The 26,250-nt window shown below is 65.7% G+C and carries 29 protein-coding genes; 7 read left to right on the forward strand and 22 right to left on the reverse strand.

Features of this window, described 5'->3' with window-relative positions:
• Window positions 1–11 precede the first annotated feature (11 nt).
• Window positions 12–428, reverse strand: coding sequence for a DUF2501 domain-containing protein (locus HLG70_RS20565; protein WP_171666437.1), 417 nt, complete (start codon window positions 426–428; stop codon window positions 12–14).
• A gap of 302 nt (window positions 429–730) precedes the next feature.
• Between HLG70_RS20565 and HLG70_RS20570 the strand changes: the two genes are divergently transcribed.
• Window positions 731–1,519: an alpha/beta fold hydrolase gene (locus HLG70_RS20570; protein ID WP_171666435.1), complete on the forward strand. Its 789-nt coding sequence runs from the start codon at window positions 731–733 to the stop codon at window positions 1,517–1,519.
• Between the two features lie 18 nt (window positions 1,520–1,537).
• Here the strand turns inward: HLG70_RS20570 and HLG70_RS20575 are convergent, their stop codons facing one another.
• Window positions 1,538–2,575, reverse strand: coding sequence for an alpha/beta fold hydrolase (locus tag HLG70_RS20575; protein ID WP_171666433.1), 1,038 nt, complete (start codon window positions 2,573–2,575; stop codon window positions 1,538–1,540).
• 220 nt (window positions 2,576–2,795) lie between these two features.
• On the opposite strand from HLG70_RS20575, the gene HLG70_RS20580 reads away from it, so the two are divergent.
• The 3 genes from HLG70_RS20580 to HLG70_RS20595 all read left to right on the forward strand — a co-directional run bounded on the left by HLG70_RS20580 (window position 2,796) and on the right by HLG70_RS20595 (window position 5,522).
• Window positions 2,796–3,611, forward strand: a complete 816-nt coding sequence (locus tag HLG70_RS20580; protein ID WP_171666431.1) for an alkaline phytoceramidase — start codon at window positions 2,796–2,798, stop codon at window positions 3,609–3,611.
• On the forward strand, window positions 3,592–4,257 hold the full coding sequence (locus tag HLG70_RS20585; RefSeq protein ID WP_171666429.1) for an HD domain-containing protein: 666 nt from the start codon (window positions 3,592–3,594) through the stop codon (window positions 4,255–4,257). The genes HLG70_RS20580 and HLG70_RS20585 overlap by 20 nt, the downstream gene beginning before the upstream one ends.
• 302 nt (window positions 4,258–4,559) lie before the next feature.
• Window positions 4,560–5,522 (forward strand): sigma 54-interacting transcriptional regulator, encoded by a 963-nt coding sequence (locus tag HLG70_RS20595; protein ID WP_171666427.1) that lies wholly within the window; start codon window positions 4,560–4,562, stop codon window positions 5,520–5,522.
• Window positions 5,523–5,558: 36 nt separating this feature from the next.
• Here the strand turns inward: HLG70_RS20595 and HLG70_RS20600 are convergent, their stop codons facing one another.
• From HLG70_RS20600 to glmS, 5 genes are all read right to left on the reverse strand, one after another.
• Complete coding sequence (locus HLG70_RS20600; protein ID WP_171666425.1) at window positions 5,559–6,518, reverse strand: tripartite tricarboxylate transporter substrate-binding protein; 960 nt, start codon at window positions 6,516–6,518, stop codon at window positions 5,559–5,561.
• A 60-nt stretch (window positions 6,519–6,578) separates the two neighbouring features.
• Complete coding sequence (locus tag HLG70_RS20605) at window positions 6,579–6,899, reverse strand: DUF4387 domain-containing protein (RefSeq protein WP_171666423.1); 321 nt, start codon at window positions 6,897–6,899, stop codon at window positions 6,579–6,581.
• A gap of 4 nt (window positions 6,900–6,903) precedes the next feature.
• Entirely contained in the window at window positions 6,904–8,259 is a 1,356-nt protein-coding gene (locus HLG70_RS20610; protein WP_171666422.1) for an acyclic terpene utilization AtuA family protein, read from the reverse strand.
• A 227-nt stretch (window positions 8,260–8,486) separates the two neighbouring features.
• A complete protein-coding gene (locus HLG70_RS20615) occupies window positions 8,487–8,894 on the reverse strand; it encodes a hypothetical protein (RefSeq protein ID WP_171666420.1) in 408 nt (135 codons plus the stop codon).
• A 155-nt stretch (window positions 8,895–9,049) separates the two neighbouring features.
• Window positions 9,050–10,882 carry a glutamine--fructose-6-phosphate transaminase (isomerizing) gene (gene glmS / locus HLG70_RS20620; protein WP_171666418.1) on the reverse strand — a complete coding sequence of 611 codons (1,833 nt, stop codon included), beginning with the start codon at window positions 10,880–10,882 and terminating at the stop codon, window positions 9,050–9,052.
• A gap of 150 nt (window positions 10,883–11,032) precedes the next feature.
• Between glmS and HLG70_RS20625 the strand changes: the two genes are divergently transcribed.
• Window positions 11,033–11,521, forward strand: coding sequence for an Lrp/AsnC family transcriptional regulator (locus HLG70_RS20625; protein WP_171666416.1), 489 nt, complete (start codon window positions 11,033–11,035; stop codon window positions 11,519–11,521).
• A gap of 12 nt (window positions 11,522–11,533) precedes the next feature.
• Here the strand turns inward: HLG70_RS20625 and HLG70_RS20630 are convergent, their stop codons facing one another.
• The 6 genes from HLG70_RS20630 to HLG70_RS20655 form a co-directional block, all read right to left on the reverse strand.
• Window positions 11,534–12,592, reverse strand: coding sequence for a glycosyltransferase family 4 protein (locus tag HLG70_RS20630; protein ID WP_171666414.1), 1,059 nt, complete (start codon window positions 12,590–12,592; stop codon window positions 11,534–11,536).
• Complete coding sequence (locus HLG70_RS20635; protein WP_171666412.1) at window positions 12,589–13,911, reverse strand: UDP-glucose dehydrogenase family protein; 1,323 nt, start codon at window positions 13,909–13,911, stop codon at window positions 12,589–12,591. The genes HLG70_RS20630 and HLG70_RS20635 overlap by 4 nt, the downstream gene beginning before the upstream one ends.
• A 127-nt stretch (window positions 13,912–14,038) precedes the next feature.
• Window positions 14,039–15,427: an MFS transporter gene (locus HLG70_RS20640; protein WP_234103155.1), complete on the reverse strand. Its 1,389-nt coding sequence runs from the start codon at window positions 15,425–15,427 to the stop codon at window positions 14,039–14,041.
• On the reverse strand, window positions 15,424–16,797 hold the full coding sequence (gene glmU / locus HLG70_RS20645) for a bifunctional UDP-N-acetylglucosamine diphosphorylase/glucosamine-1-phosphate N-acetyltransferase GlmU (RefSeq protein WP_171666408.1): 1,374 nt from the start codon (window positions 16,795–16,797) through the stop codon (window positions 15,424–15,426). Before glmU ends, HLG70_RS20640 begins: the two co-directional genes overlap by 4 nt.
• A 69-nt stretch (window positions 16,798–16,866) precedes the next feature.
• Complete coding sequence (locus HLG70_RS20650; protein WP_171666406.1) at window positions 16,867–17,634, reverse strand: PhaM family polyhydroxyalkanoate granule multifunctional regulatory protein; 768 nt, start codon at window positions 17,632–17,634, stop codon at window positions 16,867–16,869.
• A gap of 44 nt (window positions 17,635–17,678) precedes the next feature.
• Window positions 17,679–18,329, reverse strand: a complete 651-nt coding sequence (locus HLG70_RS20655) for a glycine zipper 2TM domain-containing protein (protein ID WP_171666404.1) — start codon at window positions 18,327–18,329, stop codon at window positions 17,679–17,681.
• A gap of 131 nt (window positions 18,330–18,460) precedes the next feature.
• On the opposite strand from HLG70_RS20655, the gene HLG70_RS20660 reads away from it, so the two are divergent.
• Complete coding sequence (locus tag HLG70_RS20660; protein ID WP_171666402.1) at window positions 18,461–18,679, forward strand: DUF3717 domain-containing protein; 219 nt, start codon at window positions 18,461–18,463, stop codon at window positions 18,677–18,679.
• 13 nt (window positions 18,680–18,692) lie between these two features.
• Here the strand turns inward: HLG70_RS20660 and HLG70_RS20665 are convergent, their stop codons facing one another.
• The 5 genes from HLG70_RS20665 to HLG70_RS20685 form a co-directional block, all read right to left on the reverse strand.
• Window positions 18,693–19,301, reverse strand: a complete 609-nt coding sequence (locus HLG70_RS20665) for an SCO family protein (RefSeq protein WP_171666400.1) — start codon at window positions 19,299–19,301, stop codon at window positions 18,693–18,695.
• Between the two features lie 17 nt (window positions 19,302–19,318).
• On the reverse strand, window positions 19,319–20,212 hold the full coding sequence (gene cyoE, locus HLG70_RS20670; RefSeq protein WP_171666398.1) for a heme o synthase: 894 nt from the start codon (window positions 20,210–20,212) through the stop codon (window positions 19,319–19,321).
• Window positions 20,213–20,225: 13 nt separating this feature from the next.
• The gene (locus HLG70_RS20675; RefSeq protein WP_171666396.1) at window positions 20,226–21,260 is read right to left on the reverse strand and encodes a COX15/CtaA family protein; all 1,035 of its coding nucleotides are present in this window, start codon (window positions 21,258–21,260) and stop codon (window positions 20,226–20,228) included.
• Window positions 21,261–21,453: 193 nt separating this feature from the next.
• On the reverse strand, window positions 21,454–22,035 hold the full coding sequence (locus HLG70_RS20680) for an SCO family protein (RefSeq protein WP_419144827.1): 582 nt from the start codon (window positions 22,033–22,035) through the stop codon (window positions 21,454–21,456).
• 71 nt (window positions 22,036–22,106) lie between these two features.
• Window positions 22,107–22,922, reverse strand: coding sequence for an SURF1 family protein (locus tag HLG70_RS20685; RefSeq protein ID WP_171666392.1), 816 nt, complete (start codon window positions 22,920–22,922; stop codon window positions 22,107–22,109).
• 36 nt (window positions 22,923–22,958) lie between these two features.
• Here HLG70_RS20685 and HLG70_RS20690 point away from each other — a divergent pair, with 36 nt between their 5' ends.
• Complete coding sequence (locus HLG70_RS20690; protein ID WP_008166451.1) at window positions 22,959–23,159, forward strand: twin transmembrane helix small protein; 201 nt, start codon at window positions 22,959–22,961, stop codon at window positions 23,157–23,159.
• A 164-nt stretch (window positions 23,160–23,323) separates the two neighbouring features.
• Here HLG70_RS20690 and HLG70_RS20695 read toward each other — a convergent pair whose 3' ends face one another.
• From HLG70_RS20695 to ctaD, 4 genes are read right to left on the reverse strand one after another with little or no spacing between them, the layout of a single operon-like run.
• Entirely contained in the window at window positions 23,324–24,199 is an 876-nt protein-coding gene (locus HLG70_RS20695; RefSeq protein ID WP_171666390.1) for a cytochrome c oxidase subunit 3, read from the reverse strand.
• Between the two features lie 37 nt (window positions 24,200–24,236).
• Entirely contained in the window at window positions 24,237–24,461 is a 225-nt protein-coding gene (locus tag HLG70_RS20700) for a DUF2970 domain-containing protein (RefSeq protein WP_006392371.1), read from the reverse strand.
• Between the two features lie 9 nt (window positions 24,462–24,470).
• The gene (locus HLG70_RS20705) at window positions 24,471–24,596 is read right to left on the reverse strand and encodes a cytochrome oxidase small assembly protein (RefSeq protein WP_213697128.1); all 126 of its coding nucleotides are present in this window, start codon (window positions 24,594–24,596) and stop codon (window positions 24,471–24,473) included.
• A gap of 31 nt (window positions 24,597–24,627) precedes the next feature.
• The gene (gene ctaD / locus HLG70_RS20710; RefSeq protein WP_171666388.1) at window positions 24,628–26,235 is read right to left on the reverse strand and encodes a cytochrome c oxidase subunit I; all 1,608 of its coding nucleotides are present in this window, start codon (window positions 26,233–26,235) and stop codon (window positions 24,628–24,630) included.
• Window positions 26,236–26,250 lie beyond the last annotated feature (15 nt).

The raw sequence follows: 26,250 nt of genomic DNA on the forward strand, positions 1-26,250 counted from the left end.
TGCCGCCCCCCTTACAAGAACGATTTGCCGTGTTTCAGGACTTGATCGCACGCCTTGCGCGTGAGTTCTTCCTTCAGCCCGCCGCCGCTCAGGTCGACCGACTTGCCGTCGCTGCCATTGAGCATGCCTTGCACGCCCGCCAGATACCCCGAGTCGGATTTCGCTTGGGACGATCCGCCGGACACCTTGCCCATCAGCTTGTCCTTCAGGGCCTGCGCGTCGCCGCCACTCAGGTAGTTGTTCTTCATGCAGAACTCCAGCACGCCGGCCGCATTGCCGGCGGTGGCCGGGCTCAGCGACGACGAGGGCAAGCTGCCTCCCATCTGGCCCTTCACGGCATCAAGCCACTGCGCGTGGGCGGCAACCGCGAAACACTGCGTTGCGACGAGGGCTGCCGCAGTGACGGCATGGCGGACATTGATTTTCATGACTTGCTCCTGGTGCTGAAAAAGACTGCGGTCATCGTAGCGGCGCGCTGCGCCGGATCACAAGGCAAGCAGCCTCCGCGCAGAGAGGTCAATGCGACAAATCATGTGCGCCCGCCCACGCCAGCCTGGGAGCCGTAGCAATTGCATTCGTAACGTCACGGGTTTGATACGTGGCCGGCGCGCAAACGGCCGGGCCGATCCGCCTACGCTACTATTTCGGTCTGCCTGCCGGGCCCTGTGCCGTTGGGGCAGGCGCCGTCTCCGCAGGTGTCCTGCGTCGCCTATTTTTGTGAGAACCAGTGATGTCGTCCGTCGTGACCCAAGATGTCCTCATTCCTGCCGAAGGTGGCCGGCTTTTCTCCCGGCGTTGGACGCCCGACGCGCCCGATGCGGATGACGTGCCCATATTCCTGCTCCACGACTCCCTCGGGTGCGTCGAACTGTGGCGCGACTTTCCGCAGCAGCTCGCCAGCGCCACCGGACACACCGTCATCGCCTATGACCGCCTGGGCTTCGGCCGGTCGGACCCTCACGCGGGCAGCCTGGGCCTGGACTTCGTCGACCGCGAGGCGCACGAAGGCTTCCAGTCCGTCCGCCAGGCATTGGGCGTGGACCGGTTCGCGGCCTTCGGCCACAGCGTAGGGGGAGGCATGGCCATTGCCAGCGCCGCGGCCCATGGCAGTTCCTGCCGGGCCCTGATCACCGAATCGGCGCAGGTATTTGCCGAGGACCGTACGCTGGAAGGCATCAGGCAGGCCCGGACATCGTTCGCGCAGCCGGGGCAACTCGACCGCCTGAAGAAATACCATGGCGAGAAGGCCGCCTGGGTGCTCAGCGCGTGGATCGACACCTGGCTGTCGCCCGGTTTCGCCGACTGGACGCTGGACGCACAGCTGAGCCGCGTGAGCAGCCCGGCCTTGGCGCTGCACGGCGACAGCGACGAGTACGGGTCCACCCGGCATGCCGAGCGGATTGAACAGCTGGCGGGCGCGCAGCGGGTGATCTACGCGTCTTGCGGTCATGTGCCGCATCGCGAGCTGCCCGAGAAAGTGCTGGAGACCGTCTCGGGCTGGCTGGCACGCGTCGCCTGAGCGCTTCGGACCCCGGCCCTACAGCCGCGTGACCCGGAGCACCGCATCGGCGAAGGCCTTGGGGGCTTCCTGCGGCAGGTTATGGCCGATGCCGCCGCCGACGTCGACGTGCAGGTACTTGCCGACGAACTGACCAGCGTATGCAGCCGGCGGCGGGTGCGGAGCGCCGTTGGCGTCGCCTTCCATCGTGATGGTCGGGATGCGGATCTTGGGCGATTCCGCCAGGCGCTGCTCCAGCCCGTCGTACTGTGCTTCGCCGCGAGCCAGTCCCAGGCGCCAGCGGTAGTTGTGTACTACCACCTCGACGTGATCGGGGTTGTCGAAGGCACGCGCCGTGCGCAGGTACGTGGCGTCATCGAATCGCCATTGCGGCGACGCGAGCTGCCAGATCAGCTTGTTGAAGCCGTCGACGTTGGCCGCATAGCCGGCAGCGCCACGTTCCGTGGCGAAGTAGAACTGATACCACCATTGCAGCTCCGCTTGAGGCGGCAGAGGCTTGCGATTGGCCTCCTGGCTGCCTATCAGGTAGCCGCTGACGGACACCAGCGCCTCGCAGCGCTCGGGCCACAGGGCGGCCATGATGCAGGCGGTGCGCGCGCCCCAGTCAAAACCGGCGATGACCGCCTTGCCGATCTTCAACGCATCCATCAGCGCGATGATGTCCACGGCGACGACGGCCTGCTCGCCGTTGCGCGGCGTGTCCGCGGATAGAAACCGGGTCGTGCCGTATCCCCGCAGATAGGGCGCGACCACCCGATAACCGGCGGCGGTCAGCCGCGGGATGACGTCGATAAAGCTATGGATGTCGTAGGGCCAGCCATGCAGCAGAATGGCGACCGGTCCGTCAACGGGGCCTGCATCCACATAGCCAACATCCAGGGTGCCGGCCTTGATCTGCCGGACGTTGCCGAACGGGGCCGCGGCGCCCCTGGCGCCCGGGGCCGCGGACTGTGCCAGGGCGTTTCCGCCCAGCGCGAGGCCGAGCAGGCTGGCGCCCGCCAGGGAGGAGGTCGTGCCCAGCAGGCGGCGCCGCTGGACGTTTACCGGATCCGACATGGTGATTCTCCAAAAATGTCGTGCTCAAGAGGGGGACATGACTGCTGAGCGTGACTGTGTCGGAAACCGTGCACCCTTGGGTGTGCGTTTGTATATGCCGCAAGGCCGGATACACAAGGACATAAAAAACCGGAAAACCCCCAATAAATGAGTAGAGGCCGCGGAATGACACCTTTACTATCATCCCTAGCCGGCAAACCCGAACGTCGGGAGTACCTCCATGAGCATTCAATCAGGTCAACCCACCTCCAGTTCGCGCGCCAGGACGCATATGGACGCACGCCACCTGCTGCCCTGGGCAGTCGTGGTGCTGGTCGCTGTCGGACTCGCGTTGTATGGGCCCATCGCCCAGCTTGAGCACTACCATGACTTTGCCGATCACCGGACCTGGATGGGCATTCCCAACGCGGCGGACGTCCTGTCCAACCTGGGATTTGCGGTGGTGGGCTGGTATGGCTTGTCGCTCGTGCTGCACAGCCGCTACAACAGCGCGCTGGACGCCATCCGCCCGGGCTATGGCCTGTTTTTCTTCGCCCTGGTGCTCACGGCCTTTGGCTCCGGCTGGTATCACCTGCTGCCCGACAATGCCCGCCTGATCTGGGATCGACTGCCCATCGCCCTGGCGTGCGCGGGCATTCTGTCGGCCGTCTGGCGCGAAACACTGGGCGATGGCCGCTGGGTCGACATACTGTGGGCCGCCATCGCCATCGTCAGCGTGATCTGGTGGTGGTACACGGACAACTACGGAACGGGCGATCTGCGCCCCTACCTGTATGTGCAATTCATGCCGCTCTTGCTGATTCCGCTGCTGCAATGGCAAAACAAGACGCCCACCAGAGAACGCCTGTATTTCGCCGCGGCGATCGGATTCTATGTGCTGGCCAAGGCCTCCGAACTGCTGGACCACCAGATTTTCCAGAACTTCGCCTACCTTAGCGGCCACACGATCAAGCACTTGTTTTCCGTGGTGGCGGGCTTGATGGTCACGCTCAACTATGCGCACCGAAAGTCTGCCAATGGAAAAAATCCTGTCTGATTGGCAAGGCCGTCTCATCGCCATTGCCAGCGCAGGCGGACAAGACGATTCCGCCCACGACCTCAGCCATCTGACCCGCGTATGGGCGGCGGCACGTCAAATGCTTGTCGCTCACCCGGAGGCGGATGCGCTGGTCGTGATGAGCGCCTGCTATCTGCATGACCTGGTGAATCTTCCGAAGAACCATCCGGATCGCGCCCGAGCTTCCACCATGGCGGCAAGCCAGGCCGTGCAGGCGCTGGCGGCTCACGGTTTTCCGCAAGACAGGCTTGCGGCGGTGGCCCACGCCATTGCAGCGCATAGTTTTTCGGCAGGCATAGCGCCCACGACCATCGAAGCCAGGATCGTGCAGGACGCCGACCGCCTGGATGCGCTGGGCCCTGTGGGCCTGGCGCGGATGTTCCACGTTGGCGGCATGTTGGGACGCTCCCTCGCGCACCCCCATGACCCGCTGTCGCGGCATCGCACGCTGGATGACGGCCAATACACGCTCGACCATATCGAAACCAAGCTGGTTCACTTGCCCGACACGATGCAGACCGACATCGGACGCCGGATCGGCCTGGACAGGGTGGCATGGCTACGCCAGTTTCGCGAGGCGTTCATCAGCCAGTGGACGGGTGCGGAGCAGTTGCCCACCGGCTGACGTTCCAGCCTCCCGACTAGGCGCCGGCTGGGCGGTTCCTGCCCCGTCATGGCCGTCAGGCCAGGGCCGCCGAGTTCTCCTGAATCAGGTCGGCGATAAGATCAGCCATCAGCCAGCTGGTAGGCGCGATCGGTGTCTCGGGCATGCAATCCACCCAGGACGCGCATATCGCCGTCATCGGCGCCGAAGCGATGGCAGAAGCCGCGGAGCTAGCCCCTGCGCTCTAGGGGTATGCCGGAATGGAGCCCGGGGCGCGGTGCCTGGATAATCCCGCACAGGTATAGCTCTCTCCCTTTCACGCGATGACTTCCCCCCTTGCCGAGACCATCGTTGGCGATCACCCGTCCATCGTCGCCCTGCGCGACCTGGTGCTGCGCGTGGCGCGCAGCCGCGCCAGCACGGTGTTGATCTACGGCGAGACCGGCACCGGCAAGGGCCTGGTGGCCCGGGCCCTGCATGATCACTCCAGCCGGGCCGAAAAGGGCTTCACCGAAATCAACTGCGCCGCCATTCCCGGCAATCTTCTGGAGTCGGAACTGTTCGGCCATGAACGCGGCGCTTTCACCGGCGCCGTGACGCGCAAGGAAGGCCTGCTCGAGATCGCGCATGGCGGCAGCGTGTTCCTCGACGAGGTGCGCGAGCTCGAGCCCATGATGCAGGCCAAGATTCTGACGCTGCTGGACAGCCGCCGCTTCCGGCGCATCGGAGCGGTGCGCGAGCTGTCCACCGATGTGCGCTTCATCGCCGCCACCAACAAGATCCTGCTGGGCGAGGTCAATGCCGGCAAGTTCCGCGACGATCTCTATTACCGGCTGCAGGTCGTGTCGATCAATCTGCCGCCGCTGCGCGAGCGCGGCGATGACGTCTTTGTGCTGGCCGAACGCTTCCTGGCGCGCTTCAACCGCACGCATGCCAGCGGATTCAAGCGCATGGACCCCGCGGTCGAGCAGGCCTTCCGGCGCTATGCCTGGCCGGGCAATGTGCGCGAACTGGGCAACCTGCTGGAGCGTATCTGCATCCTGGAGCCGGGCGACACGGTGGGACTGGAACACCTGCCGGCGCGCATCGTGCGCGGCGCGCCCATGGCGCCAGCCGGCGACTATGCCGAACGCACCACCCGCTTCCAGCGCGACATGATCGAGGCGGCGCTGGCCGCCGCCGGGGGCCACGCCGGTCGCGCAGCTGATGCGCTGGGGCTGTCGCGCCATGCGCTGCGGCACCAGATGGCCAAGCTCGGGCTGGCCCGGGGCGCCGACCCGGCCTGAGACGCGCCCGGCCGGGCCCTGGTCGGCTGGCGCCGGCTATTCCACGCTGATGTGATGGCTTTGCGCGACCGTGCGCCATTGCGCCAGGTCGCTGGCCACGCGACGGCCGAAGTCCGCGCTGCTCAGCGCCGTCGGCACGGTGCCGTCCATTTCCAGAAGCGCGGTGGTCTCCCTGGACCTGGCGATGCGATTGATGGCGTCGTTGTAGATCGCGATCAGGTCTTGCGGCGTTCCCGCCGGCGCGAACACGCCCACCCAGATTTCGATGGCATAGCCGGGCAGCACGCTGGCGGCGGGCGGCAATGCCGGAAACGCCGGATTCGCGCCAGGCGCGGTCGTGGCGACCAGCTTCACTTTTCCGCCCTGCACCAGGGGCGCCAGGGAACTGTAGTTGGCCAGCATCAGGTCAATCTGTCCGCCCGCCAGGTCCGACGCCGCATTGGCGGCGCCCTTGTAGGGCACATGGGTCATGGCGACCTTGGCCGCCTCGTTCATCATCACCGTGGCCAGATGCGCCAGCGAACCGATGCCGGCCGTGCCGTAGTTCAGCGCCTCGGGCTTGTCGCGCGCGGCATTCAGCAAGGCCGGCAGATCGGCGTACGGCTTGGCGCCCGAGACCGCCAGCACCAGCGGCCCCTGGCCCACCATGGCGACCGGGGCGAAGCTCTCGACCGGATCGTATGGCATGCGCGGCTGCGTGGCCGCCGACGTCAGGAACGACGACGAGGTCAGCAGCAGCGTGGCGCCGTCCTTGGCCGACTTTGCCACATACTCCGAACCGATCACACCCGCCGCGCCGACGCGGTTTTCGACAATGACGATGGTCTTGAGCCGTTCGGCCAATTGCGGCGCAATGGCGCGAGCGATCGCATCGTTGCTGGCGCCGGCCGAGAACGGCACCACGATCTTGATCTGCTTGGGCACCGCGCTCTGCGCGGCCGCCGAACCCGCCAGGGCGCAAGCCAGCAACGCGATGCCACGAATCAGGTTTTTCATGAGTTTTCCCCTTGTCTTGTAGGCCGGCCGCGCCCGAGTAGGCGCGGCCGGCGGCTCCGCTTACAACGCCACGGGCAAATCCAGCAGCGGCGCATACTGCTGCGCGCCGAAGATATCGCCGTCGCCGGCCGAGCCGCTGGGCCGCAGGCGGTAGATGGTGAACTTGATCGCCAGGCCGGGATCGTATTCCACAAAATCGGAGATGCGGTCCTGGTCGATACGGTACAGCGCGGCCATAGCGTCGCGCGTCAGCGCGCGCGACCGCCTGACGGCATCATAGGTGTCGCGGTCGCGGAAGATGATGTCGAACGTGATCTTGTTCACGCCCGCGTTCTTGCTGCGTATGGTCTTGGCAAGTTCGCTCAGTTTGCGGGTGTTCATGCTCTCAGGCCTCGGTCATGTGGGTTTGGAACAGTTCGAACACATCGTCCACGGGAATGGTGTGGTTCAGCGTCCAGCGGTAAGCGGCGCTGACGCGCACCACCTCGTCCAGCGGAAAGGCCACCGAACCCGCCGTGCCCTTCACATCGGGCAGGCGCGCATAGAACATCTGGCGCAGGCCGATAAGGGTGAGCTCTTCCGCCATCTCGGCCGTGGGCGCCACGCCCTGCACCATCACGCACAGTTCATGGCCCGGCTGGTCGCGCAGGGGTTCAAGCTCTCCCATCACGCCGTCGCGGCCATAGACCTTGTAATGCAGCTCGTAGCCGCTGTCGCCGAAGCGCTCGCGCACCTTCTCGCGCGCCCAGCCGATGACGCGGTCCACATTGGCAATCGTGTACGGGTCGCGGATGCCGCACAGGCCCATGTAGCGCTCGCCCACCTTGCCGGAGCCTTCGAGCTTCACGGTGATCCTGCCGGCGGGCACGAAGCGCGAGCCGGTAATGCGCGTGGTCTTCTCGCTGATCTGCTCGTAATGGCATTCGCTCATGTCGAGCTTGCCGCCCGCGAAGAATTCCTCGTACGGATTGGAACGCTCATACATGGCGTGCCCTGCCACCGAGGCGATCGTGCAGCGCTGCTCGGGGTGCATGGCAGTGACCTGCACGTCTTCATGGCTGATCTCGCCGAGCACGGTCTCCTTGCCGCCGTAGGGCTCGGCGCAGAACGACGCACACTCCAGGACCTTGCCCAGGTAGTAGGCCTGGTCGGCCGCGAAACCGTGGTGCAGCGCCGGGGCGGCAAAGACCGCCGCATCCGAGCTGCGCCCGCCGATGATCACGTCCGCGCCGGCCTCCAGCAGCTTCAGGTAGGGCTGCACGCCCGCCACCGCCACGATACGGTCCGTGGCGTCCAGCTCCGCGTCGACCAGATCGGCATAGCCGTCCAGGCCCGCGATGGCGGCGCCGGCGCGCATCTTGCCGCGCACAAGCTCCGGGTCGACTTCGGAATAGAAGTAGCCGATCTTGAAGGGCTTCAGGCCATGCTGCTTCGCCAGTTCCTTGATGATGCGGACATACAGGTCGACCCGGCTGTTCGAGCCGGTGTCGCCCGCGGATCCGATGATCATCGGCACGCCCTGCGCGCGCGCGGCCAGCAGCATCTGCTCCAGGTCGTGGCGCTGCCAGGCTTCGGGGCTGGTGGAGGTGTCGGAGCCCAGGGGCACGGGACCGACATCGTCGCTGCCCGAATCGGCGGCGATGTAATCGGGCTGCCCACGCACGCCGGCCTGGAAACTCTCGGTACGCAAGGGCGCGAAGCCCAGGTGTCCATTCGGACAAATAATTCTCAAGGAGCGCATCTGTCTGACTCTGGTGTAGTGATACAAGGCCACGCGGACCGTGGCCTTGTAGTCAATGCAAACACCGTGCCAGATAGGCGGCGGGGAGAAAATCCAAATAAATCAAGGCATTGAAAATTCCGTCATGCGTGGCTGGCTCTCAATTGCGCGTGAAATGCACGCACTATGCGTCAAACTCGCTCGCACAAGGGGAGGTCGCCCCTCGTGGCCCCAGGCACGCCCCCCGCTCAGGTGACGACCACGTGGTTGTTGTCCTTCTCGCTGCCTTCGATCGCACCGTGCGGGCCGATCTGGACATACGACGAACTCGATCCCACGTGCATGCCCCAGGACTGCATGTGGCCCGCGAACTCCTGGGCCCACTCGCCCCAGCCTTGCTGCGGGTTGCCTACGCCGTGCGATTCGAGCTGGAAGAACGTATCGCCGTTCGAGGTTCTGCCGATGAGCAGATGGCCCACGCCGCCCGGCGGGTCCATGCCGCGCACCGCATTCGACAGCGCATGAACCGTGCCGCCAAAAACGTTTTCCACCAGCTTGTTCAGCGTGCTGGTGCTGAACCACCCCGGCGCTGGCTGTACGCCCACCGGCACCACGCCGTTCACCTGGCCACCATTGACCTGTCCGACTCCGGCCATGTTCTTCTCCTCGATCAGGCGAAATTGACGGCGGGCGGGGTGGAGGGTTCCACTCAGGGGCCAAAAACGAAAAAAGGGCCACGCAAAGGTGGCCCCTGTCATTCGGCGGGAGAACTAATCAGAGTTGGATCCCCTGGGTTACAAAACCCGGCGCATCACTCCACCGTCACGCTCTTCGCCAGGTTCCGCGGCTTGTCCACGTCGGTTCCGCGCGCGCATGCCGTGTGGTACGACAGCAATTGCAGCGGCACCGTGTGCAGGATGGGCGACAGCTTGCCGTAGTTCTCCGGCATGCGGATCACGTGCATGCCTTCGGCGCTTTGGATCTTGCTGTCGGCGTCGGCAAACACGTACAGCTCGCCTCCGCGCGCGCGCACTTCCTGCATATTGGACTTCAGCTTTTCCAGCAGCTCGTCCTTGGGCGCGATGGTGACCACGGGCATGTGCTCCGTGACCAGCGCCAGCGGGCCGTGCTTGAGTTCGCCAGCCGGGTAGGCTTCGGCGTGGATGTAGCTGATTTCCTTGAGCTTGAGCGCGCCTTCCAGCGCGATCGGGTAGTGCATGCCACGGCCCAGGAACAGGGCGTTTTCCTTGGAAGCGAAGCGATCGGCCCAGGCCATGATCTGCGGCTCCAGCGCCAGCACCGAGCCGATGGCGACCGGCAGGTGGCGCAGCGCCTTCAGGTGTTCGGCTTCTTGCTCGTCGGTGAGATTGCCGCGCGTCTGCGCCAGCGTCAGGGCCAGGAGGAACAGCGCGGTCAGCTGGGTGGTGAAGGCCTTGGTCGAGGCCACGCCGATCTCCACGCCGGCCCGCGTGATGTACGAGAGCTTGCACTCGCGCACCATGGCGCTGGTGGACACGTTGCAGATGGTCAGCGTGTGTTCCATGCCCAGCGAACGGGCATGCTTCAGCGCGGCCAGCGTGTCGGCGGTTTCGCCAGACTGCGAGATGGTCACGACCAGCGAACGCGGGTTGGGCACGCTGTCGCGGTAGCGGTATTCGCTGGCGATCTCGACGGCGACGGGAATCTTGGCGATGGACTCGATCCAGTACTTCGCGGTCAGGCCGGCGTAGTAGCTGGTGCCGCAGGCCAGGATCAGCAGGGAATCGATGTCCTTGAAGATCTTGTATGCCTGGTCGCCGAAGAGTTCGGGCGTGATGGCTTCGATGTCTTGCAGGGTGTCGCCGACCGCGCGCGGCTGCTCGAAGATTTCCTTCTGCATGTAGTGGCGGTAGGGGCCCAGTTCGGCTGCGCCGGTGTGCACGTGCACCGTGTGCACTTCGCGGTCCACGTTCTTGCCTTCGGCATCCACGATCCAGACGCGCGAGAGCTGCAGGTCGACGACGTCGCCGTCTTCCAGGTAGATGATCTGGTCGGTCGTGCCGGCCAGCGCCAGCGCGTCCGACGCCAGGAAGTTCTCGTTCTGGCCCACGCCCACCACCAGCGGCGAGCCTTGGCGCGCGCCCACGACGCGATGCGGTTCGTCGCGGCAGAACACGGCAATGGCGTAGGCGCCATGCAGGCGGCGCACGGCATTTTGCACGGCTTCGAACAGGTCGCCCGCGTACAGGTGGTTCACCAGGTGCGCGATGACTTCGGTATCGGTCTGGCTTTCAAAGACATAGCCCACGGCTTGCAACTCGGCGCGCAATTCGTCGTGGTTCTCGATGATGCCGTTGTGGACCAGCGCGATGCGCGGCTCTTCATTGCCCAGGCGCGAGAAGTGCGGGTGGGCGTTGTGCGTGGCCGGCACGCCATGCGTGGCCCAGCGGGTGTGGGCGATGCCGGTGAACCCCTGCACCTTATCCTGCGCGACCTGGTCGGCCAGCTCGGCCACGCGCTGCGTGCTGCGCGTGCGGCGCAGATGGCCGTCGGCATACACGGCGACGCCGCAGGAGTCATAGCCGCGATATTCCAGGCGCTTGAGGCCTTCAACAAGAATCGGGGTGATGTCGCGCTGGGCGACGGCGCCAACAATGCCGCACATAGGAGAGACTCCGGTAAGTTCGTGTACCGACGCATTGTGCGCGACCCGGAAAGAAATTTGATTTCTTTATGTTCCTCTATTTGGCAGTTAATTCCCTTACATAAATGTGATTAAATAATATTTCTTCAAAAACGTATTTTTGAATTAATCATGCAAAACACGCCGATTTCGCTGCCTGAGCTGGATGATCTGGACCGGCGCATTCTTGAACAGTTACAAGAAGACAGCTCGCTGACCAATCAGGATCTGGCGGCGCGGGTGCATGCGTCGCCGCCGACCTGCCTGCGGCGAGTGCGCCGGTTGGTGGAAGAAGGCGTGATCGACAGGCAGGTGGCCATCCTGTCCGCCCAGAAGCTGGGCAGCACGCTGACGGCCATCGTGGAAATCACGCTGGATGTGCAGGCGGCGGAAAGCCTGGATGCGTTCGAGCAGAGCATGCTGGACGAACCGGCGGTGCTGCAGTGCTACCGCGTATCGCCCGGCCCGGACTTCGTGGTGATTGCGCAGGTCAAGGACATGCCGGCCTATCACGCGCTGGTGCACCGGGCATTTACCGCGCAGGCCAACGTGCGTAATGTGCGCACGTTTTTCTCGGTGCATCGCGCCAAGTTCGAGACGCGGATCGATGTGCGGGCCTGAGCCCCGGCTGGACTAGCGGCGGCCGATCAGGCGCTCGAACTGCGCCAGATAGCGATTCCCCATCTTCTGCACGTCGTGCTCGTTGCGCACGTACTCGTATGCGCGCTCGGTGACTTCCTGGCGGAAAGCCGCGTCGTCCAGGCAGCGCGCCATGCCCGCGGCCATGGCCTGGTGGTCGCCCACGGCGCACAGCACGCCGCGCCCGTCGGCCAGGCTTTCCTTCAGGCCGCCGGCGTCGGTGGACACCACCGGCACGCGCTGCAGGAAGGCATCCAGCACGCTGCTGCCCAGGGCCTCTTCCTCGGAGCTCATGACAAACACGTCCAGGACGCTGTAGAAATCCTCGACGCCTTTGCGAAAGCCGGCGAAACGGTACAGGTCTTCGATGCCCAGCTTGCGCGCCTCGTCCCGGGCCTGCTGCTCGCGGTCGCCGCCGGCGCCAAAGTGCAGGAAGACGAAGTCGCGGCGCGTCCGGGCCAGCTCGCCCACGGCGCGGACCAGGGTCACCGGGTCCTTGTCGCGGATGAGCGCGGCGGACGTCGCCATGACCTTCTTGCCGGTCAGGTCGAATTCGCGCACCAGGCTGGCTACATTTTCGGCGTTGATCTCGTGCGGCTCGACCGCGCTGCGGATGATGACGGGCTCGATGCCGAGGCGGCGGGGTTCGCCCGCGGCCATCTCGCTGATGGCCACGAACAGGTTCGCGCGGCGCCATTTGAAGCCGGTCTTCCATTCGTCGGCCGGCTTGACCACGAACGACGTGCGGCGTGAAAAGACCACCGGGCTGCGGTGCAGCCACTTGGTCAGCACCGCCCACGTGATGGTGTTGGCGGTCTGCGCATGGATGATGTCGTAGCGGCCCGCGCCGGCCAGGAAGGCCAGTTGCCCGGGCACGTTGCGGCAGGTGTGGGCCACGAACCCCTCCTGGCGGGCGCGCTCGGCCAGCGGCGCGCCTTCGCGGCACATCACTTCGACGTCATGGCCCGCCTTGCGGAAGGCGCGCATGCAATACAGCGTCTGCCGTTCGCCGCCGCGCCAGCCTTTCTCGAAGTTCAGCTGCAGGATCTTCATGCGCGACCGATACCCGAGTACTCGAAGCCCAGGCCGCGCACATCGGCGGGCGTGTAGAGATTGCGGCCGTCGATGATCAGCGGGGTCTTGAGCAAAGCCTTGACGCGATCGAAGTCGGGCGCGCGGAACACCTTCCATTCGGTGGCGATCAGCAACGCATCGGCGCCATCCAGCGCGTCGTACATGTCGGTGGCGAAGCTGACGCCCTGGCGGCCGACCAGCACGCGTGCGGCCTCGTGCATGGCGACGGGGTCATAGGCGCGCACCTCGGCGCCGCGGCGCGTCAGTTCAGCGATGACCGTCAGGCTGGGGGCTTCGCGCATATCGTCGGTATTGGGCTTGAAGGACAGGCCCCACAAGGCGATCTTGCGGCCGCGCAGATCCTCGCCAAAGCGCTCGACCAGCTTTTCGGACAGGCGGAATTTCTGCGCATGGTTCGCGGCCTCGGCAGCCTCGATGACGCGCATGGGCAAGGCATGCTCGGCGGCCGTATTGACCAGCGCCTGCACGTCCTTGGGGAAGCAGGAGCCGCCGTAGCCCGCGCCGGGATACAGGAAGTGATAGCCAATGCGCGGGTCGGCGCCTATGCCGCGGCGCACCTGCTCGACGTCGGCGCCCAGGGCTTCGGCCAGGTTCGCCATTTCGTTCATGAACGAAATGCGGGTGGCCAGCATGGCGTTGGCGGCGTACTTGGTGAGTTCGGCGGAACGCACGTCCATCACCATCAGCCGGTCGTGGGTGCGCTGGAAGGGCTCGTAGATGCGGCGCATCACGCCGACGGTGTATTCGTCGTCCGCGCCGACGACCACGCGGTCCGGGCTCATGAAGTCGTTGATGGCGGCCCCTTCCTTCAGGAATTCGGGGTTGGACGCCACGCTGAAGGGGATTTCCAGGCCGCGCGCGGCCAGTTCCTTGGCCACCACGGCCCGCACCTTGTCGGCGGTGCCGACGGGGACGGTGGACTTGTCCACGATCAGCTTGCGCGACGTCATGTGGCGCGCGATGTTCTGCGCGGCCGCCAGCACGTACTTCAGGTCGGCGGAACCGTCTTCGCCCGGCGGGGTGCCCACGGCGATGAACTGCACGTCGCCGAACGCCACGCTTTGCGCCACGTCGTCCGTGAAATGCAGGCGCCCGGCCTGCACGTTGCGGCGAACCAGGTCTTCAAGACCAGGTTCGTAGATCGGGATGCCGCCCTGGCGCAGCAGGGCGATCTTGGCGGCGTCCACGTCCAGACACATGACGTCGTTGCCCATGTCGGCCAGGCACGCTCCCGACACCAACCCCACGTAACCGGTACCCACGACCGTGATTTTCATGCCTGAACGCCTTCCAAATAGGTAATCTTTGCGCCCGGCCTAGGGAACCGGGCGCCGGCCGCCATTATAGAAGCGGCCAGGAACCAGGGCATGTTTGCGCAAAAAGGGCCGTTCATGGCCCCGGGCCCTACGTACGCAGCTTGTTGAAACGGACGGTGTTGACCACCACCGCCAGGGCGGCGCATACCGTCCCCAGCACCAGGGCCAGCCCGGGTCCATGGGCCGCGCTGACGCTGAAGGCGATCGCCACCAGCGCGGTGCCGAAGCTTTGGCCGAAAACCCGGGTGGTGGCCTGCAAGCCGCCCGCCGCGCCGCTGCGAGAGCGGGGCGCGGCCGACAGCAAGGCACGGTTGTTGGGCGTCTGGAAGAAGCCGAAACCCACGCCCGCCACGAACATGCCTATGACGATCACCCAGTTCGACGCCGAAGACGGCAGCGCGGCCAGCCACAGCATGCCGGCCACCATCGTGGCCGCCCCCACGCCGCTCAGGGTGGCGGCGGAGTAGCGGTCGGACAGTCGACCCGCCAGCGGCGCGATGATGGCCGTGCCCACGGGCCAGGCGCCCATCAGCATGCCCACCTCCAGGTAGGGCCGGCCCAGCACCTGCTGGAAGTAGAACGGCAGCGACACGTAGGACGCCATCTGTGCGGCGAAGGTGCAGGCCGACGCGCCCACGGCGAACGCCAGCGGCCGGATGCGCAGCAGATCCACGGGAACCAGCGGCACGGCCTGCTTGCTGGCCCGCCGCACCAGCACCATACCCGCCACGGACGCGATAGCCACCAGGCCGATTCCGCGCAGCAGATCCTCTCCCATCATGTCGACGCCGGAAATGAACACACCCAGCGTGGCCATGCAGAGCAGGGCACTGATCCAGTCCAGTTTCACGTTATTGCGCGGCACTTCCGGCAGATGGCGCAGGCCCAGCATGGCCAGCGCGCAGATGGGCAGGTTGACGGCAAAGATCCATGGCCACGGCGCCACCGACAGGATGGCGGACCCAATGGTGGGTCCGAGCACGGACATGATGGCCACCGTGGTGGCGTTGATGCTGATGCCCCGCCCAAGCATCTTGAGGGGATAGATATTGCGCACCAGGCCGCCGAACATGCACATCAGCGAGGCCGCGCCCAACCCCTGGAACACCCGCGCCGCCGTCAGCTGCCACAGCGTGCCCGCCAGGGCGCAGCCCAGCGAAGCCAGCGTGAACAGCATCAGGCCGAAGGTAAACATGCGGCGAAAGCCGATGCGCTCGGCCAGGGCCGACAGCGGCAGCAGCGCCATCACCACCGCCAGGTTGTAGGCGTTGACGATCCAGACCGCCTGGGCCGGCAACGCATTGAGATCGGCGGCGATGGTGGGCAACGCCACGTTGGCGATGGTGGTGTCCAGCACCGACAGGCTGATGCCTGTCATCACGGTTGCCGCCGCCCAATACCGGCGCGGCGTAGGCAGGCCGTCGGGCTGGGCGGACCTGGCGCCGGAACCCGGCGCCGGGCCTTGCTCCGGCGTCACGACTTCTTGACCGGGCGCTGCCATCCGTCGACGGTGACTTGCTTGGGGCGCGACACCGTCAGCTTGTCGGCCGGCGCATCGCGGGTGAGGGTGGTGCCGGCGCCCAGCGTCGCGCCGCGGCCCACGCGCACCGGCGCGACGAGCTGCGTGTCGGAACCGATGAAGGCATCATCTTCGATGACGGTGCGGTGCTTGTTCACGCCGTCGTAGTTGCAGGTGATCGTGCCCGCGCCCACATTCACGCGCGCGCCGATGTCCGCATCGCCGATGTAGGCCAGGTGGTTCGCCTTGCTGTCTGCGCCCAGCACGCTCTTCTTGATCTCGACGAAGTTGCCCACGTGGCTGCGGTCGCCCAGCTCGGCGCCGGGGCGCAGGCGGGCATACGGACCGACGCGCGCATCGCGGCCCACCTGGGCCTGCTGCAAATGGCTGAAGGCCTCAATGTGCGTGCCCGCTCCGACGCTGACATCGCGCAGCACGCAATGCGGCCCCACGCGCACGCCGTCGGCCAGCGACACCTGGCCTTCGAACACGCAGCCCACGTCGATGAACACATCGCGGCCGCAGCTGAGCGAACCGCGCACGTCAAAGCGCGCGGGATCGGCCAGCGTCACGCCGGCTTCGAGCTGGCGGCGGGCCTGCTCGCCCTGCCAGCGGCGCTCCAGCTCGGCTTGCTGGACGCGGCTGTTCACGCCCAGCGTTTCCCAGGAGGCGCCGGGTTGAGCGGCGCCCACGGGCACGTCATCGGCCACGGCCAGTCCGACCACATCGGTCAGGTAGTACTCGCCCTGGGCATTGTTGTTGTCGATGCGGGACAGCCAGTCCTTCAGCTTCGCGGTCGGCGCGCTGAGGATGCCGGTGTTCACTTCCTTGATCAGGCGCTCGGCTTCCGAGGCGTCCTTGTGTTCGACGATGCGGCACACGCTGCCGTTGCCGTCGCGCACGATGCGGCCATAGCCGGTGGAATCGGCCAGCACCTCGGTCAGCACGGCGGCGCCCTGGCCGCGGGCGTCCAGCAGGCGCTGCAGGGTCTCGGGCTGCACCAGCGGCACATCGCCGTACAGCACCAGGGTCACGTCGTCCTTGCCGTCTCCGTCCAGCAGCAGCGGCACGGCCTGCTGCACCGCGTGGCCCGTGCCTTGCTGGGGTTGCTGCAGCACGAAGTGCAGATCGTCCAGGCCCTCGAAAGCCTGTTTGACGCGATCGGCGCCATGGCCGACCACGACGATGATGCGTGCCGGCTTCAATTGGCGCGCACTGTCCAGCACGTGTGCCAGCATGGGTTTGCCGGCCAGCGTGTGCAGCACTTTGGGGAGGTCGGACTGCATGCGTTTACCCAGTCCGGCGGCAAGAATCACTACATTAAGCATAAGTTTTATAACGTTGAAAGACGGGCAGGCGGCCTTGCGGCCGTCCCGCGTGTCGATTGAAAGATAGGGTCAGGGCTTGCCGTCGGCAGGCCCGTTTTTCTTGGCGGTCTTGGCGGCGCTCTTGGAAGCAGTGGGCTTGCGCGCCGCCGCCGGCTTGGACGCCTTGGTGTCGGTCTTGGCCGCGGGCTTGGACTCAGCGGGCTTGGCCGTGGATCCGGCATCCGCGCCAGGCGCGCCCGGCGCGGCCGGCATGGAAGCCGCGGTCGCAGCGGCGATCTGGTTGAATTGCTGTTGCAGCAGGTCCCACCATGCCTTGGAAGCCGATTGCGCCGCGGCGCCCATCTGCTCGCTCATGCCCGCCGCCGCTTCCGGAGCGGCAGCCCCCGGCGCACCCTCCGCCTTGGCTTCTTCCTTGGCGCCTGCGGGCGCAGCGGCCTTCTTCGGCGCGGGCTTGAGCCCGAGCACCACCTCGAGCGGCGACGCCGCGCCGCTGTCGCGGACCGAACTCATGTCCATGTTGGCCGCGCTATCCACGAACGCGCGCAGCGTGCTGATGGTGGAACGCTGCACTTCCATGCCCTGGATGGTGCTCGACAGCATGCTCAGGTTCATGCGCAGCCAATTTTCCACCGAGCGTAGCTCCGCAATGCGGCGGTCCAGGTCCTCGAGGTTCATGGGCGGCGCCATGGGCAGGCTGCTTGCAAGTCCGCCCGGGCCGGTCAGTCCGGCCCACGCCTGGCGCATCATTTCCATGCTGGCCAGCAGCGGATTGCCCGACAAGTCGGAGTTCTGGCCCATGCCGGGTAGGACGAACGGGTTGGTGTATTGGTCGCTCATTCCAGGTCTCCCCAAAGACAGATGGTTGCCGCTGGCGACCGGGTTCAACCCGGCAGCAGCTGGTTATTCTCCACGCGCACGCGATCGCCGGAAGCAAAGGCGAAAGGCTGCGCGCTGCGGAACTGGCGCGCGCCACCGTCGCTCATGCGTACCGTGAGCTCATAGTGCGTCACCGTTTGTTGCTCTCTGATATTACGCTCAACTTCACGGCCTGCCAAAGCGCCGCCGACCGCACCCAGCACGGTCAACGCCGTCTTGCCGCTGCCTCCGCCAAACTGATTACCCACGACGCCGCCTGCCACCCCGCCGGCGATGGTGCCGACCAGATGATCGCTGTTGTCCTTGACGGGCACTTGCACCTGGCGGATGGATTCGACCACGCCGCAGTTGCCGCAAGCCTGCTGCGCGGGGGCTGGCGCGGGACGGGGTGCGGGGGCTGGCGCCGGCGCCGGGCGCGTCTGCTGCGCCTGGGCGGCTGGCCGGGCGGGCGTGGACGGGGCTGGCGCCAGGTTGGCGCCTTCGGGGCCGGCCTCGGCCACGGGCTCGTCCGCATGGGGGTTGGCCGAAGGCGTGGGCAGCCAGCCCATCACCGCGGCCACGCCCACCGTGCACATGAGGATGACCGCGATCGCCGCGGCCGCGACCAGCGGGTGCAGGCCGCGGCGCGCGGATTCGGTTCGGGTGGATGTATTCATGACGATGCTCCATCGTAACTAACCGGCAGTGGTATAGCACCCGGGCGCGGTTTCGGCATGTTGCGATGGTGACGCTTCTTTGCAGGGCGAGCGGAGGTGGACAGAGATGCCCATTCGTGGACAATAGGCGCATGGATCCCATCACCCTGCCCCAGCTCGAACAGGCGATCAACTATTGGCGCAACGTGTCGCCATCGGTCGGCGAAGAGTCGCGCCTGTGCCCGGAGGCAGCCGCGCTGGCCACGCCTTATGCGCTGATGATCATTGCGCACCGGCGCGAGATCCACGTCGCCGAGCTCAGCGAGAAAGCCCGCGCCGCGCTGGCCGGGTGGGTAGCGGCGGGCCCCTGAGGCCCGCGCCGCCTCAACCCTTCTTGAGCAGGGTCTGGATGTCCTGCGCCAGGGCGTCGACCCCGATGTTGTTGTTGGCCAGAACGCGCGATTCGCCCTTGCCGTCCAGCAGGTAGAACGCAGCCGTGTGGTCCATCGTGTAGTTGCCGTCCTTGGTGGGCGCCTTGGCGTAATAGGCCTTGAACGACGCGGCGGCCTTCTTCACCTGGTCGGGCGTGCCGGTCAGCCCCAGGAAGCGCGGGTCGAACGCGGTGACGTACTGCTTGAGCACCTCGGGCGTGTCGCGTTCGGGATCCACCGTAATCAGCAGCACCTGGACGCGCTCGGCGTCCGGGCCCAGTTTCTTCATGACTTCGGTCAGCTCGGCCAGCGAAGTGGGGCACACGTCCGGACACTGCGTGAAACCGAAAAACACGACGACGACCTTGCCGGCGAAGTCGGACAGCTGGCGCGTCTTGCCGTTGTAGTCGGACAGTTCCAGGCCGCGGCCCAGCTGCGTGCCGCTGATGTCGCTACCCTTGAAGACGGGCGGGCTCTCGCCGCAGGCGGCCAAGGCGGCGGTCAAGGCAGCCGCAGCTCCCAGGCGGAGGGCCAGCCGGCGGCTGGCGGAAAACACGGACATCGACAACCTCCAGGGGATCAGCGCAGAAGGCCGACCCAGTGGTCCACCAGCAGGGCGCCAAAGAGCAGCGCCAGGTAGAGTATGGAAAAACGGAACATGCTGCGAGCCAGCGCGTCGCTGTACTCGCGGTACAGGCGCCAGGCGTACGAAACAAACATGCCGCCCAGCACCAGCGCCGACAGCAGATAGAGTTCGCCGCTCATGCGGATGGCGTAGGGCAACAGCGTCGTCGCCATCAGCGCCACGCTGTACAGCAGGATGTGCAGGCGCGTGAACTGGTTGCCGTGCGTCACCGGCAGCATGGGCAGGCCGGCCTTGGCGTAGTCGTGGTTGCGATAGAGCGCCAGCGCCCAGAAATGCGGCGGCGTCCAGATGAAGATGATCAGAACCAGGACCCAGGCCTCGGCGGGCACGGAATCCGCCACGGCGGCCCAGCCCAGTGCGGGCGGCATGGCGCCCGACAGGCCGCCGATCACGATGTTCTGCGGCGTGCGCGGCTTCAGGATGACCGTATAGATGACGGCGTAGCCCACAAAAGTGGCGAACGTCAGCCACATGGTCAGGGGGTTGACCAGGGTGTAGAGCACGAACATGCCCGCTCCGCCAAGCAGCCCGGACAGGCTCAGCACCTGGAACGCCGAAATCGTGCCCCGGGCCGTGGCGCGGCGCGCGGTGCGCAGCATGCGGGAATCCACTTCCTGCTCGATCAGGCAATTGATGGCGAACGCGGCGGCGGCCAGCAGCCAGATGCCGATCGTGCCGAACAGCACGCGGCGCATGTCCGGAATGCCCGGGGCGGCCAGGAACATGCCGATCACGGCGCAAAACACCGCCAGCTGCGTCACGCGCGGCTTGGTGAGGACGAGGTACTGGCGGAACAATCCGGTTTGAGGAGCGGCAAGACTGGTCATAGTGGACCCTATTTTAAACGCGCACCAAATTGGGGTCGTAGCGCCCCGCCGGCACGCTTCCGGCCGTGGACAAACGCACCATCAACACCACCGCGGCCAGGGTCAGGCCGGCCGCCCCCCCGTTGTGCAGCACCGCGATCAGCAGCGGCCATTGGAAGAAGATCGTGGTCAGGCCGGTCAGCAGTTGCGCGGCCAGCAGCGTCAGCATCAGCGTGGCGGGCCCGCGCAGGCCAGGCTCGGCGCGCAGCCGCCATGCCAGGATGCCCAGGTAGATGAACACCACGAAGGCGAAATTGCGGTGGACCCAGTGGATCGCCGTCAGCGCGGGCTGGGAAATCATCTCGCCGGAAGGCAGTTCACCCAAGCCCCGGATGACCGAATATCCGCCGTGGAAATCCATATCCGGCACCCACTGCCCGTGGCACATGGGGAAATCCATGCAGGCCAGCGCGGCATAGTTGGTGCTGACCCAGCCGCCCAGGGTCACTTGCACCAGCAGCAGGCCAAAGCCCGCCGCCACCCATGGTTTCCAGCGCGTGGCCGCCGCGCTGACCGGCAGGTGCGGGCGCTCGCGCGCCGACAACCAGGTCATCAGCGCCAGCACCGACAGTCCGAACACGAGGTGCGCGGTGACGACGGCGGGCATGAGCTTGTGCGTCACCGTCCATGCCCCGAAGGCGCCCTGCACGCACACGGCCACCAGGGTCGTGACGGCCAGCGCCGGCGAGCGGCCCAGTTCGCGGCGGTAGCGCCACGCCATGTAGACGATGCCGATGATCAGCATGCCGAGGATGGTGCCGACATAGCGGTGGATCATTTCGATCCATGCCTTGGACAAGGTCACCGGGCCGAAGGGCATGGCCTGCGAAGCTTCGTGAATGTCGCCCATCGCGCCCAGCGGCGTTGCGCTGCCGTAGCAGCCGGGCCAGTCCGGGCAGCCCAGGCCGGAGTCCGTCAAGCGCACGAAGGCGCCGAACATGATCAGGTCCAGCGTCAGAAACCAGGTGAAGAAGACGAGCTTGCGATAACGCGCTTTGATGCGTTCCATATCAACCAAAAAAAAGAAAAATGCCCCCACGCTGCACGCCCTTCGGGCGCTTGCTGCCCCCCGAGGGGGTGCTTTTTCCCTTGGGGCGGCCCGGCGGGAAAAAATGCCCCCACGCTGCACGCCCTTCGGGCGCTTGCTGCCCCCCGAGGGCGTGCTTCTCCCCTCGGGCCGGGCCGGCGGGGAAAAACAACATTTAACCAATGCGCGAGTTATAGACCAGTTTGCTGATGTCCTTGCGCACCTTCACGCCATCCGCCTCGGCAGGGTACTGCATCATCAGGTTGCCCAGCGGATCGATCACCCAGATCGGATCCTGCAGGCCCGGCTGGCCGGCGGCCGTGTCCCGCGCCAGCAGGAACCGGGCCAGTTGATCGGGATCCACGCGCAGCATGACGGTGCCCTTGTAGGCTTCCAGCACCTTGTCCGGCACCGGCGCGTCGTCCGTGATGAACCAGACGCGCCCCAGGCGGTCCACGTTCTTGCCCTGGCTGGCGTGGCTGTTGCGGGTGATGAACAGCTTGCGCGCGCAGCTTTCGGGGCAGGCCGCGCCGTCGGCGGCCACCAGCAGCCACTTGCCCTTCAGGCTTTGCAGGTCGAACGGCTTGCCGTCCAGCGTGGTCAGGCGCAGTTCGGCGGCCACGGGCATCGGCCGCTGCGGCGACACGAGCGTACCGTAGTTGCTGGAATCCGCGGGCCACCATTGCGGATTCATGTAGACCACGAATGCGGCGACGATGGGCGCCAGCGAACACAGGAACACCAGCAGCATGGGCATCAAGGAGCGCTTGCCTGCGGGCTTGTTGGATGAAATGTCGCGAGCCACTTTGTATCCTGAATAAGCGTTGTTTATCTGCGGGCGCGGGCTCGGGCCTGAGCCCCGCTGTCCCCGCGCTGGCGCATGCGCTTGATGGCGCCCCCCAGCACCACCAGCCATGCGATGGCGGCAATCAAGCCAAAAGCGAACCACTGCACTGCATAAGACGTGTTCTGTTGAAAATCCACGGACGGCTGGGGCCAGTCATGCACCAGGCCATCGTCGGGCCCCTTTCCGCCCTGGCTCAGCACCGTGGGCAGGAAGGTGAGCCCCGTGGCCTTGGCGTAGGCGTCCAGCGGCAGGTTCTGCACCTGCGGCACGGCCCCGCCCGCCACCGGCAGCGCCGCCGGCAAGCTGGAGGACTCCGAACCGCCGAGCGACCAGAGCTCGAACATGCGCGGCACGCGCACGGACAGTTCGCCCTCTATGGTCTGCACGCCCGCGGGCGCGGCCGGAATCCGCGGTTCTCCCTGCCCCTGGATCACGCGCGGCAGCCAGCCGCGCAGCACCAGCACCGCGCGCCGCGTGGAAGCGTCCAGCAGCAGCGGCGTGGCCAGCCAATAGCCCGGCTTGCCGTCGTGGTTGCGATTGTCCAGCAGTACACTGAATTCCGGCAGCCAGGTGCCGCTTGCCTGGGCCACCCGCCAGGCGGTCATGTCCGCAGGCGGGGTGGTCGGCGTCAGCACCAGTGGCGTTTGCTTGCGACCCGCTTCGATCGCGTCCAGAATGGCGCGTCGCTCATCGCTGCGACGCAGCTGCCATTGCCCCAGCGACACCAGGATCACCACGGCGATGCCAAGCAGGAGTAGGGCGGCTACCGTGTAGCGTGTGGAATGCGGTCGGGCCATTTGTCTTTGCTAACTCTGAATTGTCTGGAGACCACTATGCGCGTTTTCGTCGTTCTGGCCTTCGTCGGGATCCTGGCCAGTCTGGCATCCGCCCTGGTCTACCTGATGCGGGACAAAGGTACCACCAACCGCACGGTCAACGCGCTGACGGTGCGCATCGGCCTGTCGGTCGCCCTGTTCCTGTTCGTGCTGTTCGCCCATCACATGGGCTGGATCGAGAGCACCGGCTTTAGATAGGCGCCCGCGGCGCCAGTTCCCCAAGGCCTGCCGGCCCCGGCTCGGGGCTTGGGCGCACACACCCTCTTCAATAGCTTGAAAGCGCGGCGGGTGCCCGGCTTGCCGCCCGGCGCCCGTCGCGCTTTCCTGTGCCGCAATGACAGCCGGGCTTTTGCCGGCCGGTGTCAGAACCAGTACACGAACAGGTACAGCCCCAGCCACACCACGTCCACAAAGTGCCAATACCAGGCCGCGCCTTCAAAACCGAAGTGGTGGTCGGGGGTGAAGTGGCCACGCATCAGGCGGATCAGAATGACCGTCAGCATGGTGGCGCCCAGGATTACGTGGAAGCCGTGAAAACCCGTCAGCATGTAGAACAGCGAGCCGTACGCGCCCGAGTTGAACTTGAGGTTCAGTTCGGTATAGGCATGGATGTACTCGGCGGCCTGACAGGCCACGAAGATGAAGCCCAGGATGACGGTGGCCGCCAGCCAGAACATCGTCTTGTTGCGATGGTTTTCGCGCAGCGCGTGGTGGGCGATGGTCAGCGTCACGCCCGAGCTCAGCAACAGCGCGGTGTTGATCGTGGGCAGCCAGAACGGGCCGACGGTCTGGAACGTCTCGACCACGCCGGCCGGGCCGAAGTTCGGCCACGTCGCCTGGAAGTCGGGCCACAGCATCAGGCGGTGATCGATGTCGCCCAGCCACGGCGTCGTGATGGTGCGGGTGTACCAGAGCGCGCCGAAGAACGCGGCGAAGAACATGACTTCGGAGAAGATGAACCAGCTCATGCTCCAACGGTAGGAACCGTCGATGCGCTTGCTGTTCAGGCCGGATTCGGATTCGTGGATCGCGTCCCCGAACCAGTAATACAGCACCACGATCAAGCCGATGAATCCCGCCAGGACGGCCCACTTGCCCGCGCTGACGCCGTTGACCCAGGCGGCGGCGCCCAGGCCCATGAACAACAGCGCCACGGCCGTGCGCACGGGGTGACCCGAGTCGGCGGGCACAAAGTAGTACGGTGCCTCTTTACCTTGAACCGAGTGGCTTGCACTCATGGCTTTCTCCCTGGTACAGATTTTTAGATTAAGTGATTCAAGTCAGGCTGGAAACGGCCCAACGCACAATTAATACCAGCACAGTAACGAAGATTGCCGCTGCCAGCAGCCCCGCCACGATCACATGGACCGGATTGAGCCTGGCGCTGTCTTCCCGGTATCCCGCGCCCTTGCGGACGCCGAAGAACCCCCACGCCACCGCCTTCATCGTCTGAAGAAAACTCAGCTTGCGCTGGGCGGATTCGCGAAGGTCGTCGCTCATGGCCGTGGCCTAGCTGATCGCCGTGCCGGACAGCAGCGCCGAACCGCGAAAAACGGTCCAGGCGAACACGGCAATGACGAAAACCAGAAGAACCAGTCCTGCAATCTTGTTACGGCGGCGCTGCTCGGGTGTCATTGCTGTGCTACCTGGAACATTAAAAGCGGGTTCACTTCACTTCGGGCGGCGTTTCGAAGGTATGGAAAGGCGCGGGCGAAGGCACCGTCCATTCCAGCCCTTCGGCGCCTTCCCACGGCTTGGCCGCGGCGCGTTCGCCCTTGCCCATGTAGCAGCGCAGGATCGCCCACAGGAAAATCAGCTGCGACAGGCCGAACCAGAAGGCGCCGATGGTGGCGAGCTGATGGAACGTCGTGAACTGCGCGGCGTAGTCGGCATAGCGGCGCGGCATGCCGGCCAGGCCCAGGAAGTGCATCGGGAAGAAGGTCACGTTGAACGAGATCAGCGTGGACCAGAAGTGCAGCTTGCCCAGCTTTTCGCTGTACATGCGGCCCGTCCACTTGGGCACCCAGTAATACGCGCCGGCGAACAGGGCGAACAGGGAGCCCGCCACCAGCACGTAATGGAAGTGCGCCACCACGTAGTACGTGTCATGCACCTGGATGTCGATGGGGGCCACCGACAGGATCAGGCCGGTGAAGCCGCCCATGGTGAACACGAAGATGAAGCCGATCGAGAACAGCATCGGGGTCTCGAACGTCATGGAGCCGCGCCACATCGTGGCGACCCAGTTGAACACCTTCACCCCGGTCGGGATGGAGATGAGCATGGTGGCGTACATGAAGTAGAGCTGGCCCGTCACCGGCATGCCCGTCGTGAACATGTGGTGGGCCCACACGATGAACGACAGCACGGCAATGGAGGCGGTGGCGTACACCATCGAGGCATAGCCGAAGAGCTTCTTGCGAGCGAACGCGGGCACGATGGCCGACACGATACCGAACGCCGGCAAGATCATGATGTAGACCTCGGGGTGCCCGAAGAACCAGAACACGTGCTGGTACAGGACCGGGTCGCCGCCGGCCGCGGCATTGAAGAAGCCCGTGCCGAAGTGGCGGTCGGTCAGCACCATGGTGATGGCCGCGGCCAGCACCGGCATCACGGCCAGCAGCAGGAACGCAGTGATCAGCCAGGTCCAGCAGAACAGCGGCATCTTCATCAGCGTCAGGCCGGGCGCGCGCATGTTCAGCACGGTCACGATGATGTTGATGGCGCCCATGATGGACGAGGCGCCCATGATGTGGATGGCGAAGATGGCCAGGTCCATGCCGGGACCCATCTGCAGCGACAGCGGCGCATACAGGGTCCAGCCGGCGGCGGTGGCGCCGCCCGGCACGAAGAACGACACCGTCAGCATGATCGCGGCCACCGGCAGCAGCCAGAAGCTGAAGTTGTTCATGCGGGCGAACGCCATGTCGGACGCGCCGATCTGCATCGGGATCATCCAGTTCGCAAAGCCCACGAAGGCCGGCATGATGGCGCCGAACACCATGATGAGGCCGTGCATGGTGGTGAACTGGTTGAAGAGTTCGGGGCGGAAGAACTGCAGGCCCGGCTCGAAGAGCTCGGTGCGCAGCAGCAAGGCCAGCGTCCCGCCTTCAAGAAGCATGATGAACGAGAAGATGAGATACATCGTCCCGATATCTTTGTGGTTCGTGGCAAAAAGCCACCTGCGCCAGCCGGTGGGCATGCCGTGGTGGTGGTCATCGTGACCGTGGCCGTGGCCCGGCGACACGTGGTCTACAGTGACGCTGCTCATGATGGACTCCTTCCT

This window comes from Achromobacter deleyi, from assembly GCF_013116765.2.
Classification (GTDB): Bacteria; Pseudomonadota; Gammaproteobacteria; order Burkholderiales; family Burkholderiaceae_B; genus Achromobacter; species Achromobacter deleyi_A.

Excerpts from the sequence above, each read along its gene's own strand:
- HLG70_RS20570 (WP_171666435.1), top strand. The coding sequence starts at position 731 with ATGTCGTCCGTCGTGACCCAAGATGTCCTCATTCCTGCCGAAGGTGGC.
- HLG70_RS20705 (WP_213697128.1), bottom strand. The coding sequence starts at position 24,596 with ATGACACCCGAGCAGCGCCGCCGTAACAAGATTGCAGGACTGGTTCTT.
- HLG70_RS20665 (WP_171666400.1), bottom strand. The coding sequence starts at position 19,301 with ATGTCCGTGTTTTCCGCCAGCCGCCGGCTGGCCCTCCGCCTGGGAGCT.
- ctaD (WP_171666388.1), bottom strand. The coding sequence starts at position 26,235 with ATGAGCAGCGTCACTGTAGACCACGTGTCGCCGGGCCACGGCCACGGT.
- glmS (WP_171666418.1), bottom strand. The coding sequence starts at position 10,882 with ATGTGCGGCATTGTTGGCGCCGTCGCCCAGCGCGACATCACCCCGATT.
- glmU (WP_171666408.1), bottom strand. The coding sequence starts at position 16,797 with ATGCTTAATGTAGTGATTCTTGCCGCCGGACTGGGTAAACGCATGCAG.
- HLG70_RS20660 (WP_171666402.1), top strand. The coding sequence starts at position 18,461 with ATGGATCCCATCACCCTGCCCCAGCTCGAACAGGCGATCAACTATTGG.
- HLG70_RS20585 (WP_171666429.1), top strand. The coding sequence starts at position 3,592 with ATGGAAAAAATCCTGTCTGATTGGCAAGGCCGTCTCATCGCCATTGCC.
- HLG70_RS20630 (WP_171666414.1), bottom strand. The coding sequence starts at position 12,592 with ATGAAGATCCTGCAGCTGAACTTCGAGAAAGGCTGGCGCGGCGGCGAA.
- HLG70_RS20690 (WP_008166451.1), top strand. The coding sequence starts at position 22,959 with ATGCGCGTTTTCGTCGTTCTGGCCTTCGTCGGGATCCTGGCCAGTCTG.
- HLG70_RS20675 (WP_171666396.1), bottom strand. The coding sequence starts at position 21,260 with ATGGAACGCATCAAAGCGCGTTATCGCAAGCTCGTCTTCTTCACCTGG.
- HLG70_RS20695 (WP_171666390.1), bottom strand. The coding sequence starts at position 24,199 with ATGAGTGCAAGCCACTCGGTTCAAGGTAAAGAGGCACCGTACTACTTT.
- HLG70_RS20610 (WP_171666422.1), bottom strand. The coding sequence starts at position 8,259 with ATGCGCTCCTTGAGAATTATTTGTCCGAATGGACACCTGGGCTTCGCG.
- cyoE (WP_171666398.1), bottom strand. The coding sequence starts at position 20,212 with ATGACCAGTCTTGCCGCTCCTCAAACCGGATTGTTCCGCCAGTACCTC.
- HLG70_RS20615 (WP_171666420.1), bottom strand. The coding sequence starts at position 8,894 with ATGGCCGGAGTCGGACAGGTCAATGGTGGCCAGGTGAACGGCGTGGTG.
- HLG70_RS20565 (WP_171666437.1), bottom strand. The coding sequence starts at position 428 with ATGAAAATCAATGTCCGCCATGCCGTCACTGCGGCAGCCCTCGTCGCA.
- HLG70_RS20575 (WP_171666433.1), bottom strand. The coding sequence starts at position 2,575 with ATGTCGGATCCGGTAAACGTCCAGCGGCGCCGCCTGCTGGGCACGACC.
- HLG70_RS20680 (WP_419144827.1), bottom strand. The coding sequence starts at position 22,035 with ATGCCCATGCTGCTGGTGTTCCTGTGTTCGCTGGCGCCCATCGTCGCC.
- HLG70_RS20685 (WP_171666392.1), bottom strand. The coding sequence starts at position 22,922 with ATGGCCCGACCGCATTCCACACGCTACACGGTAGCCGCCCTACTCCTG.
- HLG70_RS20635 (WP_171666412.1), bottom strand. The coding sequence starts at position 13,911 with ATGAAAATCACGGTCGTGGGTACCGGTTACGTGGGGTTGGTGTCGGGA.
- HLG70_RS20580 (WP_171666431.1), top strand. The coding sequence starts at position 2,796 with ATGAGCATTCAATCAGGTCAACCCACCTCCAGTTCGCGCGCCAGGACG.
- HLG70_RS20605 (WP_171666423.1), bottom strand. The coding sequence starts at position 6,899 with ATGAACACCCGCAAACTGAGCGAACTTGCCAAGACCATACGCAGCAAG.
- HLG70_RS20595 (WP_171666427.1), top strand. The coding sequence starts at position 4,560 with ATGACTTCCCCCCTTGCCGAGACCATCGTTGGCGATCACCCGTCCATC.
- HLG70_RS20625 (WP_171666416.1), top strand. The coding sequence starts at position 11,033 with ATGCAAAACACGCCGATTTCGCTGCCTGAGCTGGATGATCTGGACCGG.
- HLG70_RS20650 (WP_171666406.1), bottom strand. The coding sequence starts at position 17,634 with ATGAGCGACCAATACACCAACCCGTTCGTCCTACCCGGCATGGGCCAG.
- HLG70_RS20600 (WP_171666425.1), bottom strand. The coding sequence starts at position 6,518 with ATGAAAAACCTGATTCGTGGCATCGCGTTGCTGGCTTGCGCCCTGGCG.
- HLG70_RS20655 (WP_171666404.1), bottom strand. The coding sequence starts at position 18,329 with ATGAATACATCCACCCGAACCGAATCCGCGCGCCGCGGCCTGCACCCG.
- HLG70_RS20700 (WP_006392371.1), bottom strand. The coding sequence starts at position 24,461 with ATGAGCGACGACCTTCGCGAATCCGCCCAGCGCAAGCTGAGTTTTCTT.